Raw genomic sequence first — 16,121 nt, 5'->3', positions numbered from 1 at the left:
AAATTTCAATTTTTAATGGGATATTTCTTTTTCAAAACTTGAGAGTGTTTTAAATTTTTGATCAAAAATTTGAATGATTTCTGTTTTAAGCTTTTCAAAATCGACCACGTGTTCGTCATCATTTAGACAAATTTGTGGAAGTTGTTCATTCTTAATAACTTGATTAATTTCAGGAAGATTTTGTAGCCTTAAGTTAAAGTTTTGTCCACGCTCAAATATATTGACAGGATAAAAACGGGATGAGCACAACTGCCACAATCGAAAAAGATACTGATTAACGTCTAAAGGCTGTCTAAATCGATGACTTGATACTTCATTTAAATAAGCTTCTTCAGTTTTCCAAACTTCTTCAAATACTGATTTCAAAAAAGGTTGAGGCAAATGAGTACTATAAAAACTTGAAAATTTTCGATTATATAAACTTAAAAAATTACCCAAATTACTGCTCATAGAATAGCGATAGTTAAAAAGTGCATAGGGATTTTTATGAAGCAATTTTCGCTTATCAAAATGCTTATTAATAATCGCAACATCAGTCAGGGCAACGGCACCTAGAAAGTTCTCTTCACCTACAACCATAAGTGGCTGTAAACGCACACCATCACAAGGTAAACCATTTCTAAAAAAGAACTCAGGCTCTAAAGGCCTATTGATAAAAGTATCATCATTAAAATAGACAAAATGCTCTGCTAGTCCCTCAATTTTATGAATATTGATTTCAATAGCATGCGAGTTAAATGTCGGTAAACAGTTTGATTCCATGATTTGATCATGTGTGACCAAATTTAACTTAGGATGATTTTTGACTAAAAATTCAGGGAAATGACCACAAGTCACTAAATGGATCTTTCTAACCCACGGGCAAAATTTCTCAACAGATCGAAACCAGTAATGAAGATTATTCCAGTCGCGATAGCGGCATTGATCAACATGTTCAACCGCCTTTGTTTTAGTTTCTTTGGATTTATAATATATGTATTGTTGCTGCCATTTCGTATCAGTTGAGTCTACCCAAATCATTACAAAATCAACAGGCTGCATTAAACATATATCCAAATAAGTACAGAAATTTACTAGAAAATTTCAGATAAAAAATGGAATTCAAGGTTTATTAATGTTAATAAAAATTCACAATTTATTCATAATTTTAATTTTTCTACACAATTGACTCAATTTAGACTCTATTGAGATGAGTGTGGGCAAATGGCATAATATCACCACTTTTTCTCCCTTGGTGATTCATTATGGCAATGCGCCCTGATGTACGTCGACATGCTTTAATCGTAATTGTATTCTCTCTTGCGCAGTGGTTTTTCATGCGCTACATCCTTGCAAATGAATTATTTAACATCACTACAAATCAACGTATTCTTTATTTCTGCGTAAGTAGCTTAGCAGGTGCATTGCTTATTTTTGTTGCGCTGATTTATATGGTTTTAAAAGGAAATGCGGATAAAAATTAATATCCGCTTCCCCTCATAAAATTTAGATAATCCTAAAATTTATTTCCCAATATAGTTATCACATAACTGTATCAATTCCGGATGTCTGTCATGCTGATGGACAATAGGAATGATCTTTTGGTTACGATTGATAATAAGACCTTGATCATTAATCGTAATTTGATCTATTGGATATAATCCAAGAGTTACAATAATAGATTCAAATGGCTGACAGCGAGTTACATCAGCTAATTCATCAGTAATTAATAATTTATTGTGCATTGCCTGATCATAGATTCTTTCAGACATTTTTTGATATGGCTGTTTGCAGAACTCTTCAATCATTTTATTGATATAGACTTTAATCGAGTTCATATCTCCAATTGTGACGCCTGAGCACGAAACCTGCTCATCTTTTGCACTATTATAAAAACCATCTCCATACGCATCGATAATCCATTTTTGATTATATTGCTCAGTGCCTATCGTATAATCTGGATTTTCCATACCAACAAAGAGTCCTTTGCCGAGATCTTTAAAAGGATTACCCTGAAAAAAAACGTCTCGCACATCGCTAAGCAGCACATGTGAAGCATCCGGATGACTTTCTACAACTTCTTTATATTCAAAAAAGCGACTCACATGCGGATAGCCTGTGATTTTAAGTGCTTTTATTTTTGAATCAGGAACTGCTTCATTTACAGTTAATCCAATAATTTTCTTAAGAATATTTTTTATAAACTTAAACTTGTAAATACCTGAGTATTTTGACTTTGATTTAAATTTCCCAATCGTTGAAACTTTAAATTCAATTTTAAAATTTTTGATATCTGAAAATGCATTAACAAACTCCGGCATTTGCTCTTTATAGATAATTAAAGTCAAAATGCCATCAAAGTCTGTCTTTTCCAAAGAATATACAAAAGAAGAAATGAGGTCAGCACTGTATCCAGTTGCTGACCCGATAATAATATTTTTTTGCTTAGTCATAAAATTAGTAAGAAAATCTAAAAAAACGACTAAATTATATATTTATTAAGTATATATTTCTTTAGTTTAACTCTTAGGTAACGTAACAAATCACTGTCATCTTGTGAAATAGGAGTAATTAAGCTTCTTTCTTTTTCTAAATAACTTAAAGCATGATTATTTTCGATGATCGGGTGATCGAATAAAAAGCTGACATAGAAACTGAAATCACCTCGTCCAACAAGGCCTTGCCAGTGATCATAAATTTTTATTGGCTGATGATAATCAACCAACATTTGTGCCATTTTACGGTCTACAACATAGGCATACGCATAGGCTAGTTTTTCGAGATAATCGTAATCAACTTTTAGAATTTTCTGGTTATACAACTCTTCGGGTAAAAATTTTCCACGAACGCGATTGCATATTTTCATTTGAATACCGCCCAAGCTTAGAAAAAAGCAAGGCCCTAGATTCAAAGAGTGAATGTGCTTTTCTAAATCTTGGAAATCAATTTCAAAACGCTCGATCACATCATCTTCAAAAATAATTGCATATTCTTCATCGGAGTTTAAAAAATCTTTTAGTGCAGCAATATGAGACATGGCACAACCAAGCTCACCAGGCGTCATCGGTTTTTTCTTGCCTGCTACACCTTGTTGAAAATATTCACTAACGCTTAAATTCTTACCGATTACCCCAAACTGCTTAAATTCATCACGATATTTGTAAAATGTTGCTTGAGAGTACAACTTTTTTAAACGTTCACTATTAGCAGATTCAATACTGATTAAATATTTTTTCATTTCATTCAAATGTTAAAATGAGTCAGGGATAGTCTATCTAATTATAGTTATATCGAGTGTAAAATTTAATGCTAAATCGCCTGATTCAAAAAAAATGGTATAAATACCAACAAGCAAAAAAAGCAAAATCTTTTGACTCTCATTGGTATATGCGTTTTGGCTGGTTAGAACAACCGTTTACTACACTTGAGCAACTAGATTCTCTCTTTGAGATCCACTCCCCTAAAAAGTTTACATTTGCAGACAGCTTTTATGCTTATGAAAATGGCCGTCATTTCATTTTTTTTGAAGAAGTTGATGACGAACATCCAGTAGGTTTTCTTTCTGTTTTAGAAGTCTTTAAAGATGGCACCTACACACCACCAGAGACAATCTTAAAGCTCGACTATCACCTTTCTTATCCTTGTGTATTTAAGTTAGAAAACACTTGGTACATGATCCCAGAGACTTCTGCCAACAAGACGATAGAACTTTGGAAATGTACTGAATTTCCACTGAAATGGGAAAAGCATTCTAATCTGATCGAGAATATCGAAGCAGTCGACAGCACCCCTTTCTATCATGAAGGCTTATGGTATCTTTTTACTTCAACGCGTCGTGATTGTAAGAAATTTGGTGATCGTTTAGATCTATTCTTTACCGAAGATATTTTAAATCCGAACTGGCAAGAGCACCCAATGAACCCAGTGTGCCGAGGCAGTCAGCAGTTCCGTATGGCGGGTAAACCTTTTATTTATAAAGGCCAATTGGTTCGACCAAGCCAAGACTCTTTAAAACGTTATGGCGGTAATATCGAATTAAAAGCGATTACTCAGCTTAGCCCGACAGCTTACGAAGAAAAATTACTAGAAGTAGTTTTACCTGACTGGAATCAAGCAGATGACGGTTGTCATACCATTAATGTCGAAGATAACTTCGTGGTACTTGATGCCATCCGCCTTACACCGAAGAATAATTAAGTTTTCAGCAGGCCTTTATAAATATTAAGCGTCTGCTCAGCCATGGCTGGTACAGTCAGTTCAGCCTTGGCTTTTGCATATAAAGGGCTAAAGTCGTGTTGAGCCTCAGGTTGAAGCGCACATTTAATCGCTTTTGCTAAACCTTGTGCATCTCCAATTTCTGCCAGATATTGCTCCGGCAACCACTCAATCACACCGTTCACTTTGGTTGAAGCGATTGCTTTATCGGCCTGTAAAGCTTCGACCATGACGAGTGGAAAACCTTCACGATCTGATGACAAAACCACAATATCTGCTAATTGCACTAGATCTCGAGCATCCGTTCTAAACCCAAGAAAAGCGACCCGATCTTGCATGTTTAATTCACTGACTTGTTTTTCTAAACTTGCTCGAAGTGAACCATCACCAATAATCCATAAATTGGCATCAATCTGTTGCATCGACTCAATCAGTAAACTGATATTTTTTACTGGCTCTAGACGTCCAATACACATAACAACTTTTTTGCTTGCATCTAGCTCAGCAAAATCTTTTTGAATCGATTGAAGTAACTTTTCTTTATTTTCAACTGTAAGTACGGGTTGAGGATAGACCCCGTTGTAAACCACGTGTGCTTTAGACTCTGGTATGCCTTGCGTGAGTGCTTGACTCACTGCAATAACGGCATCACCTGCTAAATAGGCAGATTTATTCTTTTTAGTACCATGTACTGTTGTCACAAACTTTGGGCCAGATAAAAATGGCTTAATTCGGGCAATCAGTTCAGCTGCCTTTCCTGCTTGTGCATGAACAATAGCAGGTTGAATTTGCTGGATAAGATTTTTAAGTTGCCAGAGTAAAAAAATATTCCAACGGCTACGTGCAAAATCAACCACATGAAAATGTACTTGTTGGCTAAACTTGTCTAGATAGCAAGGATGTGCAATCACATGTACTTCATGATTTAAAGCGAGCTCATTAACAAGGTTAAAAGTGTGCTGCTCTAAACCACCAATTCCACCACTAGTTGCCAATACCTGAACAATTTTCATAGCTTGCCTACTTATTTTTTATCTTTATTCATCGTCTGTTCAAATAGTTTGGCTTCTTTTAGAAAAGCATAAAACGCGTTAATCATACTATTTACGAAACCACGCCAACCATTTAAGAAACTACGGCGAATAAAATAAGACTTCATGAAAGTCACTGGCATTACCAAAACTAATTTTGCAACGCTTGGAGACTTTCCTTTTTGGTATTTCTCTAATGCTTTGAGGTTGGAATATTGGTTATTTTTTTCGACTTTAACGAAAATGCTCGACTCGCCATAATGATAAATATCATGTTGAGCACGCTGAGATTCACCCTCTACAATCACATTTTCATGGACCTTATTGGCAAGATCATAATGCCCTTTAGACTTACGGAAAAAACGCACCTTTGCATGTTTTTTAGTATGTTTGCTGTTGGGAACACCTAAAAACACGTCATTAATCGGTGTGATTAAAGCATCAAGCTTGTTTTGCTGAATGGTCTCAATAATTTCTTGTTTTAACTCTTTAGATAAGACTTCATCACCATCTAAATTAAGTACCCAATCATTTCGGCATTTTGCTAAAGCTAAACTTTTTTGCCCAGCGTAACCTTGCCAATCTTGATGAGAGATTTGCGTATTTTCAAAGCGCTCTGCAATTTCATAAGTATTATCAGTACTGCCAGAGTCTAAAATAATGACTTCATCAAATTCACTGACACTTTGTAATGTTCGCTCTAACCAAGCACCACAATTTAAAGTGACAATATAGACACTACATGGAATTTTATTCATAACTTATAACGTCCTTTAGCAAGGGCGATACGCATCTGTAAAGCATTCATGGCACCATGCGTGCTGACACGTGGAATATTAAATTGATTAGCTGCTTCATAAGCTTCGATTTTTTTACGAGTCGATACAGCATTTTTAAAGCCAATCTCTTCAGCCATTTTCTGGTGTTTTTCGTTAAATCGACCAAATGGATAGGCAAAGCTTGGGCACTTCCCAACTAATGCCTCAACGTCACGTTTAGACTGAAGCATCTCATCATAAGCAGTTTGATCATCAAGCTTAAGTAAGTTCACATGATGCTGGGTATGCGCACCAAATTCAATCAAACCAGAATTCGCCATTTCATGGATTTGCTCATGAGTTAGCTTTTCGATTCCTTCAATTTGCGTTGCCAAATAAATGGTTGCCTTTGCATTATATTTTTTAAGTAATGGATAGGCATAAAGATAATTATCCATAAAGCCATCATCAAAACTTAAAGCAACGACATTTTTTTGATTCCGGTATTGTTCAAGCTCAGAGACAAAACAAAAAGTAGTCCCCTTACGTGTCAACAACGTTAAGAGTTGTTCAAACTTTTCAGGAGGCATATTCATACCAGAGGCTGCATCTTTAGGTGTAACCTGATGCAACATCACAATGCGTGGTAGTTTGTTCGAACGAAACGGAAGCCAGAAAGTATAATTACCCAGCACATATAACAGTGCAGCAAGTACTAGTAGGCCTACCGCAACGTACAAAAACCACATCATGCATAAACCTCATGTGACCATTCATAATCTTCTGAAAGGGGCTGCTTAAATGTCACTTCAACCATAAATTGGGTGATGCGTTTAGCATTGAAAGATCTACGTGTTTTCTCCCAGCCCTCTTTCGCTATTTTTTCAGCCTGATCTGGGTTTTGATCAAAGAATTGGATCTTCTTGGCCAAATCAAACTGATCATCAAAGTAAACCACTTCCTGTTCGGTGTAGAGCTTCTCAAAGCCCGGAATTCTTGGGCTAAAAGTCAATAAACCATTACCAGTCAGCTGTACAATACGGTCAGAACTATACAGAGTTACATCATTACGGCGTGAGTAATTAAGTCCCATTTTTGTTTCAGATAGAACTTTATAATACGCTTTACCGTAGACACCAGGCTGTTCAAAACAACCATAATATTGGTAATTCACATGACCTTGTTGCAATGCATCTGCTAAGTCCTTTAAGAACTTCTCACGCTCAGGTTCTTTATAGACTACGCCACAAAAAATAAAGGTCTTATCCGTATTAACATTTGAAAATTGCTGTAGTGTTTCTACATTACGGTGACCCACATTTGGCAGATAGGCTACGCTTAAATGCGGCTGTTTTAATTTTTGTAGATATTCGCCACCTGTTGTACAGAAAATAGCATCTAAATACGGCGAGAATGCTTTAACAAAGTCGAGTTTGCTTTCAAGATAAAGCGGATCAACATACCAAAATGCAATTTTAGTATTTGGATAAGTTTCTTTAATCTGTCTAAGAACATCTGGACTCATTAAGTCACTATGTCCAATGAGTACCAGATCAGGTTCAATATTATTAACGACCTTTAGTACTTCTTTATTGGCCCAATTGGCACCCAGTTTTTTTGTTTTAAAAATGGTTCCCATTCGAGCCATGTCACGAAAACTAAAGTCATAAACGAAATGGCCATTTTCAATTAATCCGGCAGAAATTTTACGGTCTGTGCAGTAAAAATGGGCGCCTTGTTTATTAAAGCCAAAATTCGCAATATGCAATATTTTCATTTATTTACTCAAAATAAAAAATTTAATTTTTCGCTAAAAGATATGTTGCCACACGGTCTGCTTCTTTAAAAGCATAAGGTTGTGGTAACTGTACAACACAAGTCTGCTGTGAAATTAATTTTGATTCTAACATTTGATCAACTGAGTGGGTAATCCGGTCGTCTTTCAACCGGTCCATTGCCATTACCCCGACTCGACAACCCGCGGTAAGTGCCTCAAAAATCATAGATACGCTGTCTTCTGTTACCCAAACAGCTTCTGCTTTTTGCATTTCTTCAAAAATCCAACCCTGCGGTGTTTGCTCAACAGGAAATATTTGTAAATGCCCAGCAAAGCGTTGCTGTCTTAAACTATCGATAAATTCTGCTGGTGTACGGCGTGAAGTTGTCAAAATAATCTCAGCAGCTGGATTACTCTCAACAATTTTCTGAACACTGCTTAATACTTTGTTTTGGTTCCATTGATGTCGTTTAGATGAACCACCTAAAGCAATTAAAATTCGGTCTTTTTGATGGCGGTTTTCATTACGAATTGGATTTAATGCACCACGCGTGACAATCACATGGCTGTCGGCGTGAATACCGTCATGTTCTGGAATAACAGCGTAATCAAAGCAAACCACAGGTAAGTTAGGCTTCATCAATATAATAGTTTTGGCTTTTCTAAAAATTTTGCCGAGTAACCAGACACGAAAATGAGTGTGGCTTCCCACTCCAAATATAAAATCGGGTGCTTTTTTTAATAACGATTTTTTTGAAGAGAAAAGCGCCTGAATTAAAGAAATAATTGGCAAATCAGAAATAAGGATCTCTTCAAAAGTTGTTTCTGGCTGTTGTCTTTGCATTGCCTGAAACAAGCCTAATGCTTGTGAACGGTGCCCTGCCTTACCATCAGAGACATAGACAATATGCATAAAAGCTCCCGAAGCCAAAAATAAAAAGGCGAAACTTATGTTCGCCTTTTTATGTTAACGGATTAACTTATTTTACGTAAGTTAACCAGTGTTCATATTTCGGATTTCTACCTTGAACTGCATCAAAGTAAGTCTTTTGAATTTCAGTAGTAATTGGGCCACGGCCACCTGTACCAATTGGACGGTCATCGTATTCACGAATTGGTGTTACTTCCGCAGCAGTACCTGTGAAGAATGCTTCATCTGCAATGTAGAATTCATCACGTGTAATACGACGCTCAACAACTTGATAACCAAGATCTTTAGCAATCGTCATTACTGTTTGACGTGTAATACCATCAAGCGCACCACCAGCGATATCTGGAGTGTGTAAAACGCCATCTTTAATTAAGAATACGTTTTCACCAGAACCTTGGCACACATAACCTTGTGGGTCCATTAACATTGCTTCGTCGTAACCAGAATGTGCAACTTCTTGGTGAGCAAGAATTGACAACGTGTAGTTACCAGATGCTTTTGCTTTACACATCGTCACGTTTGGATGATGGTGAGTAAATGATGAAGTTTTAACACGAATACCATTCGCCATTGCTTCATCACCAAGGTATGCGCCCCACGCCCATGCTGCAACTGCGGCATGAATCGTGTTATTTGTTGCTGCAATACCAAGTTTTTCTGAACCGATCCAGATTAATGGACGTAAATAGCAAGAAGCTAATTTATTTTCACGAACAACATCGATTTGTGCTTGTTCAAGCGTGGCTTGATCATACGGCACTTTCATTTGATAAATTTTTGCTGAATTTAACAAACGTTTTGTGTGGTCTTGAAGACGGAAAATGGCAGTACCTTTAGGTGTTTCATAAGCACGAACACCCTCAAATACGCCCATACTGTAGTGTAATGTATGGGTTAAAACGTGAATCTTTGCATCACGCCAATCAATTAATTTTCCATCTTGCCAAATAAAACCATCACGATCAGCCAAATTCATGGAACACTCCAAATTGTTATAAAATCATTCACTATCCAACTCAACCGAGGCGGTTGGGTCTATTAATCTTTGCCATAAATTGCAAACGACCGCACGGGTACTACGCCAGTCCGCTGCGCTGACTTGCATGGATTGATTTGCAAGGGCTAAGCGGTGGCTTTCGGCACGTTCACTAAGATAGGCTCGAATTAATGCTGTGGCATCTTCACTGGATAAGCAGTCTGCTTTAGCAGCATCTTCTAATATTCTTACATTATCAGAATAATGGGCGAGATCGGGTTTCGTCCCGCTCCATGCAAGTACAGCATACTGTGCCATAAATTCGATATCGACGATACCACCTGCGTCCTGTTTTAAATGAAAAATACCATGTTTTTTTTGTTCAGAAGACGAACCTAGGTGGTCTTTCATTTTCTGACGCATTTTCAACACTTCCTCACGAACATAAGCCTCATCTCTAGATTGAGTCAATATCTCGCGTCGAAATATTTCAAATTTCTGGCAAAGTACCTCGTCACCAGCAATAGAGCGGGCACGTACTAATGCCTGATGCTCCCAAAGCCATGCACTTTTCAACTGATAGTGTTCATAGGCCTTAAGACTTGTCACTAATAAACCGGCCTCACCTGAAGGTCTTAACCGCGTATCAATTTCATAGACACGGCCATCAAGGGTTTGAGTGGTCATGAGTGACATAAACTTTTGAGCGACACGCATAGCAAACTCAAAGCCACTAATTGACTTCGTTCCATCCGTATCTGCTTGCTCATCTAGATAATGAATAAAGACAAGATCCAGGTCAGAACCATAGCCAAGCTCAATGCCACCCACTTTGCCATAACCAATAACAGCAAAGGCTTTATAATCGAGTGAGCAGCGTTTTCCATCGACATCACATGGATAACCATGACGCTTTGCTACGGTCTGATAAGCTAAATGAAGTGTTGCATTAACACTCACTTCAGCAATATCAGTTAATGCATCAGATACTTTCATTAGCGGGCTTTCAGCTAACACATCACTTGCCGCAACAGTGAGTACATTGCTCTTTTTAAACAGTCGAAGTGCCCGCATTTGATCTTCCACTTGATCAATTTCAATACGAAGCAATTGCTGACGTAATGAGTCTTCTAAGTCCTTACGCTTTGGTAACTCAAAGCCCATCGATAGGAACTCATCCAGCAGTACCGGATACTGTGTCAGTTCTTCACAAATCCACGGACTCACCGTCGCCATTTTCACTAAGCGTTGCAATGCGCCTTTACTTTCAATCAACATCACTAAGTACACGGTTCGACGCATGACCGATTCAATCAACGGCATTAAGCGCAAAAGTGCAGTTTGAGGTTGTTCTGACTGTAAAATCACTTCAATTAAATGAGGCCAGAATGTCTTTAATCGCTGAACAGCATTTGATGGTAATTTTTTGAGTGCGTGACCGTGCCAGAATTCATGAATCAGATTTTTCGCATTGTCATCCAACACTTCATCTAACTGCTGTTCTAACTGTCCAAAGTTTTCAGTTGCGGCATTTGAACTGGTATCTTCAATGAGCTGCTTAAATTGAACTTTAACTTTTTGACGTTTCTCGTTAAGAACATCAATAAATTCATCCCAACTCGTAAAACCTAAGGTATCTATAATGCGCTGTCTTAAGTCTACTTCTTCTGGTAATAGCTGGGTTTGTTGGTCATTGAGGGCTTGAATTGCGTGTTCAACACGGCGTAAAAACAGGTAAGCATCCTCAAGTTCTAAAACAGCTTGTCTTTCTAATAAGCCAGCTTCACCAATGTGTTCAAGGCTGACTAAACATTGGCGGTCTTGAAGCTCACGTTTAGAGCCACCGTAAATAAGCTGGAAGACTTGAACAATAAACTCAATTTCGCGAATACCGCCTGCCCCGAGTTTAATATCATCCTCAATATGGCGACGTAACACTTCACGCTCAATCATCGCTTTCATATCGCGCATCGCGGCAAAAGCGGTATAATCGACATAACGGCGGAATACGAAAGGACGTGTCATTTCTAACAAGTCTTGTCCTTCTTTACCTCCCGTCACAACACGCGCTTTAATCCATGCATAACGTTCCCACTCACGGCCATGCTGACTTAAATATTTTTCTAAAGCTGCGTGACTAATTGCTAGTGCTGAGCCATCGCCCCAAGGGCGTAAGCGCATATCAACTCGAAATACAAAACCATCTGCGGTAATGTGTTCAAGTAAATAAATAAGTTTTTGCCCCCACAAAATACAGAACTGCTGTACATCAATGCATTTGCGACCATTGGTTTCGCCCTGTTCATCAAAAGCAAAAATCAAGTCAATATCACTCGACAGATTAAGCTCTTGCGCACCCAGCTTACCCATGGCAACAACTATCAAATCTTGAACTTTGCCAGAGTAGCTCATCGGTTCACCGTGTTTCGCCACAAGTGCTACACGTGCAAAGTCCTTTGCCGCACAAATACTGGCATCGGCAAAATCAGAAAGTTCGCGTGTGAGTGTGACAACATCGGTAAGCTGATTGGCATCTTGCCAAATCCAACGGAACATTAAACGACTTCGTAAAATGCGTAATCCACGCATCCAAGATATTTCGTCACCAATTCCATCTAATGTAGTTTGTACAAATTGATAAATCTGTTCAGTCGAGAGCGGTGCAGTAAATTGATCTAGTTGATAATCTTGTTCTAAAACAGCTTGATGCAAGCCTAAAACTTGTTCTGCATACTGACTAGCACGCAATGTTTTTTGTAACTGCTCCGCATTCATATAAAAAGCTCTTTTCCTCGTACTCTGTTTTTAGTTATAGCAGTTCGAGTAGTGGTAGGAAAAGGGATTAGACTAATTTTGCTTCCGCTGAAGAGTAATGCTCTGCATGAGCCTCATGACTTTCTTGAGCAGAAGGTAATAAAACTTTAAATGTCGTTCCTACCCCTTCTTTTGAACTAACATCAATTTTACCCTGATTAATTTCGACAAAACGTTTACAAAGACTTAAACCTAAACCTGCACCTTTTTCACCAGCGGTTCCTTTAAAGCTGGCTGTAATACGTGGATGGAACAAATTTGTCATTTGCTTTTCGGTCATGCCTAAACCAGTGTCTCGAACGGTTATTTCTATATTTTTATCAGCTTGTTTGGCTTCAATAAAGACTTTGCCAGAGCCATCAATATCTGTAAATTTCAGCGCGTTTGAAACCAAGTTTTGAATGACAGAGGTCATCATATTGATATCGGCATAGATGTTTAAATCATCTGGAACATCATTGACCAGTTCAATATTTTTTTTCAAAGCTAAGGTGTGCAGTACATCGCAAACAATATTGCTAACCTGTCTAAGCTTAAAGTTAATCGGGTGATAAACAAAACGCCCACCCTCTGCCATCGCCCATGTCAGTAAGCTTTCAAGTAAGTTATAAGTCGATTGTGACGTGTCATATAAATAATCAGCAATGTTTTGAATGCTAGACTCATCTAAAGTCTCACGCTCTTTGGCGAGTACTTCAGAAAACCCGAGCAAGCCATGAAACGGCGCTCGCAAGTCATGCGAAATAATCGAGAAAAATTTAGTTTTACTTGAGTTAATCGCAACTTGTTGTTCATAGAGTTCGTTTAACTCTTCATAGTTAAACTTCAATTCGACTTGCTGCATGAAAGTCGAACAGTAATCGAGCAGCAATTGAATATCGTCATCTTCAAATGTAGCTGCATCGTCATCGAAAAAGACAGCAAAGCCCATAGACGTTTTATCAGGATGTAAAAGATGCACGGCCAATGCCCTGCTGCACTCGATGTTTAGTTCTTTTAAATAGTTGGTTAAGTTTTGATAAGAGGGATGTGAGTGATTAATGATCTGCTGTTTAGCAAAGCACTGTTTTAAATGTTTCGAAGGTTTAAACGAGATTGCTGTCATGCCCTCTGGGCAACGATGCCAAAAGTAAGGTTCCTGATTAAAAGTCAATAAGGCTTTTTTACAATTCAAAAGACGAAGACTAAACCGGAAAAATTGCTCAATGTAGTTCTGCTCGGCATTTAATCCAAGTAACAGAGATATCCTACAAGCACTTAACTGCTCAACCTGATTTAGTTCTAAACGCTGGAATGTCATTGCCCGCCTCACAGATTTTGTCGTTTTTGGTCGGAACCGCTCTTAAAAAATGTACTTATAATCATTATGATCTACTACAAACTTTAACACAGTACATTAAAAGAGCAACGTTCTTTTCAAAATAGAAATGTGAAGTTTCAATTAAAGGTTTTCAGATACATAAAGTGGGTATGCTTGAGGAAAATACAACAAATGTTTGAAGGTAGAGAGTTGTAAGATGTTAGAAATGCGAGTTCAAAATCATAACAAAAAAGAGAAAACCCATCTTTAAATTTTCTAATAATTACACCTTAAACACTTTAGCCGCCCTTTCCTTACCGAATGTGAAGAATGTGGAAATGATATTCCCGTTGAGCGTCAGCGCTATGGCTCTGTAACCCTTTGGGTGGAATGTAAAAATACACAAGAAAACTTTCATAAAGCTACTTTTAAATGACAAATTTTCTAATCTTTTTCATCGTTATTCTTGTTTTAGCCCTCATTATTTTTTGGATGATCCTGAATTATCAATTCACTCGATACATCCTTGAAATGAAAGCTTTTTATAAGGAAGAAGATCTCCAAAACAAAAGCCAACTCAAGTTAAATCAGCAAATCCATACGGGAGTAATAAATGCAGCTATACCCGATCTTAATCGGCATGATCATGGGCATTATTTTAAGTAGTTCCATGTTCTTATATCTTGTCGCATAACGCCAAGCCCCTTCAATGGGGCTTTATTAATAAGCTATGGATTTAAATCTTGGTCACCAAATTTAACCATCTTTTTAAGTGCAATAATTGAAGTAAACTTTATTCCAAACCAAGCAGCAATAAACATAATAAACATAATAATCGGTACAACAATTAATATTCTATCAATCGTTATCCAACTTTCTACATAATTTTCAAATAGTTGAGCGGAGATCAAAAGCACCCCAAGAACTACATAAACCATTAAACACCATTTATTCCTTTTTTTTATCTGTTCAAGTGTATACTTTGTTCTAAGTTCAACTTTATTATTTTCTACTTCTACAACTTTTAAAAATGGCCATGCACTATCAACCGCCTTGGCACTCTCCTCAATATTTAAAGCTTCATACTTCATGAAAAAGAAAATAATTTTATATTTATATCTGGTACTTATCAGATGTTCATTAACAGCTGCTTGCAATAAATAAGGTGGTAAATTAGGATTTTCATATTGCTCATCGAACAATTTTTTTAAATTTTCTAGTCCAGTTTTAATTAAACCAAATTTTTTCTTTTTATAACCATAGCGAAAATTGAAAAAAAATACATATTTGCATCCAAATGCAAATACCGCAGCAACCCCTCCTAAACTTAATATCTTAATGATTAACTCAGTCATGGTTGCTCTCCAATACCTTCACAAAATCATCTTCAGTTAATATTTTCAGTTTTCCACCTTCATTCTGCCACTTCAGAGCCTGTTCAAACTTACGCCCATAGCTCATGTGTGCCCAATGAGGATTTCCTTTGTTACAAATCACTAAATAATCAACTTTCTTAGTGAGACTATCTGTAAAAAGACCTCCCTTAACTTCAATAACTTCCTTCCATTCAGCTTTGGTATATCGTTCAGATGCGCCGGTTAAGCAAAAAGTACAACCATTAATAACGAAATCACCGTGGTAAAAATCAGGATTGATATTTTCTGAGGTTGAAGTTACCGCTTGCTTAGGCAAACAATAATTTTCACGGTCTACGTATTTACTAATTGTTTGAATTAATGCCTGTATTACGGCAGGTTCAACTTGATTTAATTCTCTTACAGAAACAAGTAATGGATAAACTTCCTTAAATAAATGGTCTTGTTCCAGATGTTTATGGCCATCTAGCCAAATGCGTAATGCAACAACCTCGCGGTCATTGATTGTCCCATCACATAACAATCCAGCAAGAACACCATGTAATCTTTGAGCATCAGCAGTCCCAGCAGTAAAATAAGTAGATCTCTTGAATCCTGTTAATACTTGATTCAATTCATCTCGATTTTCTTTTAAAAATTGTGCATCAGCATTTGCTTTAACCAATAATTGATACAAAACATCAAAATTGCTTAAATTACAGACTTCTGGATAACACTCTATCCACTTTATTAAGGCATTAATCTCAATTTCATTAATTTGGTCATCAATAAAAATACCTTCAAAAAAGCCTAGAATAATATTATTAAGTTTTATATTTGAATGCTGTGTCCGAAATGGCTCAACATTATTGGTAATAGGCTTTTGTAGCTGAACAGGTTGAACAGGTTGAACAGGTTGAACAGGTTGAACAGGTTGAACAGGTTGAACAGGTTGAACAGGTTGAACAGGTTGAACAGGTTGAAC

Annotated in this window: 15 protein-coding genes and 1 pseudogene; 3 read left to right on the top strand and 13 right to left on the bottom strand. The window is 37.2% G+C overall.

Features of this window, described 5'->3' with window-relative positions; genetic code table 11:
- Window positions 1–12 precede the first annotated feature (12 nt).
- Window positions 13–1,041 (bottom strand): stealth conserved region 3 domain-containing protein, encoded by a 1,029-nt coding sequence (locus F886_RS18480; protein ID WP_005309597.1) that lies wholly within the window; start codon window positions 1,039–1,041, stop codon window positions 13–15.
- A gap of 203 nt (window positions 1,042–1,244) precedes the next feature.
- On the opposite strand from F886_RS18480, the gene F886_RS18475 reads away from it, so the two are divergent.
- Window positions 1,245–1,463 carry a hypothetical protein gene (locus tag F886_RS18475; protein WP_004789113.1) on the top strand — a complete coding sequence of 73 codons (219 nt, stop codon included), beginning with the start codon at window positions 1,245–1,247 and terminating at the stop codon, window positions 1,461–1,463.
- Between the two features lie 39 nt (window positions 1,464–1,502).
- Here the strand turns inward: F886_RS18475 and F886_RS18470 are convergent, their stop codons facing one another.
- Both F886_RS18470 and F886_RS18465 read right to left on the bottom strand, forming a co-directional pair.
- On the bottom strand, window positions 1,503–2,432 hold the full coding sequence (locus F886_RS18470) for a lipooligosaccharide outer core biosynthesis glycosyltransferase GtrOC6 (protein ID WP_005309593.1): 930 nt from the start codon (window positions 2,430–2,432) through the stop codon (window positions 1,503–1,505).
- 29 nt (window positions 2,433–2,461) lie between these two features.
- Window positions 2,462–3,217, bottom strand: a complete 756-nt coding sequence (locus F886_RS18465) for a glycosyltransferase family 25 protein (protein ID WP_005309590.1) — start codon at window positions 3,215–3,217, stop codon at window positions 2,462–2,464.
- Window positions 3,218–3,285: 68 nt separating this feature from the next.
- Here F886_RS18465 and ghy point away from each other — a divergent pair, with 68 nt between their 5' ends.
- The gene (gene ghy / locus F886_RS18460) at window positions 3,286–4,176 is read left to right on the top strand and encodes a glycosyl hydrolase Ghy (protein WP_005309587.1); all 891 of its coding nucleotides are present in this window, start codon (window positions 3,286–3,288) and stop codon (window positions 4,174–4,176) included.
- On the opposite strand, the gene F886_RS18455 is transcribed toward ghy, so the two are convergent.
- The 8 genes from F886_RS18455 to F886_RS18420 form a co-directional block, all read right to left on the bottom strand.
- On the bottom strand, window positions 4,173–5,207 hold the full coding sequence (locus F886_RS18455; RefSeq protein ID WP_005309584.1) for a glycosyltransferase: 1,035 nt from the start codon (window positions 5,205–5,207) through the stop codon (window positions 4,173–4,175). The genes ghy and F886_RS18455 overlap by 4 nt on opposite strands.
- Before the next feature lie 11 nt (window positions 5,208–5,218).
- On the bottom strand, window positions 5,219–5,983 hold the full coding sequence (locus F886_RS18450; protein ID WP_005309582.1) for a glycosyltransferase family 2 protein: 765 nt from the start codon (window positions 5,981–5,983) through the stop codon (window positions 5,219–5,221).
- On the bottom strand, window positions 5,980–6,735 hold the full coding sequence (locus F886_RS18445) for a polysaccharide deacetylase family protein (RefSeq protein ID WP_005309579.1): 756 nt from the start codon (window positions 6,733–6,735) through the stop codon (window positions 5,980–5,982). Before F886_RS18445 ends, F886_RS18450 begins: the two co-directional genes overlap by 4 nt.
- Window positions 6,732–7,760, bottom strand: coding sequence for a glycosyltransferase family protein (locus F886_RS18440; RefSeq protein WP_005309576.1), 1,029 nt, complete (start codon window positions 7,758–7,760; stop codon window positions 6,732–6,734). The genes F886_RS18445 and F886_RS18440 overlap by 4 nt, the downstream gene beginning before the upstream one ends.
- A 22-nt stretch (window positions 7,761–7,782) precedes the next feature.
- Window positions 7,783–8,673 (bottom strand): mitochondrial fission ELM1 family protein, encoded by an 891-nt coding sequence (locus F886_RS18435; protein ID WP_005309574.1) that lies wholly within the window; start codon window positions 8,671–8,673, stop codon window positions 7,783–7,785.
- A gap of 67 nt (window positions 8,674–8,740) precedes the next feature.
- Window positions 8,741–9,667 carry a branched-chain amino acid transaminase gene (locus F886_RS18430; RefSeq protein ID WP_004789093.1) on the bottom strand — a complete coding sequence of 309 codons (927 nt, stop codon included), beginning with the start codon at window positions 9,665–9,667 and terminating at the stop codon, window positions 8,741–8,743.
- A gap of 24 nt (window positions 9,668–9,691) precedes the next feature.
- On the bottom strand, window positions 9,692–12,442 hold the full coding sequence (glnE, locus tag F886_RS18425; RefSeq protein WP_005309569.1) for a bifunctional [glutamate--ammonia ligase]-adenylyl-L-tyrosine phosphorylase/[glutamate--ammonia-ligase] adenylyltransferase: 2,751 nt from the start codon (window positions 12,440–12,442) through the stop codon (window positions 9,692–9,694).
- 67 nt (window positions 12,443–12,509) lie between these two features.
- On the bottom strand, window positions 12,510–13,781 hold the full coding sequence (locus F886_RS18420) for a sensor histidine kinase (protein WP_005309567.1): 1,272 nt from the start codon (window positions 13,779–13,781) through the stop codon (window positions 12,510–12,512).
- 292 nt (window positions 13,782–14,073) lie between these two features.
- On the opposite strand from F886_RS18420, the pseudogene F886_RS20640 reads away from it, so the two are divergent.
- Window positions 14,074–14,217 (top strand): annotated as a pseudogene (locus F886_RS20640) (conjugal transfer protein TraR); the annotation flags it as partial.
- A 292-nt stretch (window positions 14,218–14,509) separates the two neighbouring features.
- Here F886_RS20640 and F886_RS18410 read toward each other — a convergent pair.
- Entirely contained in the window at window positions 14,510–15,136 is a 627-nt protein-coding gene (locus F886_RS18410) for a hypothetical protein (protein WP_005309564.1), read from the bottom strand.
- Complete coding sequence (locus tag F886_RS18405) at window positions 15,129–15,953, bottom strand: BRCT domain-containing protein (RefSeq protein ID WP_228129984.1); 825 nt, start codon at window positions 15,951–15,953, stop codon at window positions 15,129–15,131. Before F886_RS18405 ends, F886_RS18410 begins: the two co-directional genes overlap by 8 nt.
- Window positions 15,954–16,121: the final 168 nt, after the last annotated feature.

Source organism: Acinetobacter sp. NIPH 542, assembly GCF_000369825.1.
Lineage (GTDB): Bacteria > Pseudomonadota > Gammaproteobacteria > Pseudomonadales > Moraxellaceae > Acinetobacter > Acinetobacter oleivorans.
The sequence above is the reverse complement of the archived record's forward strand: the minus strand, read 5'-3'. Positions and strand labels throughout refer to the sequence as shown.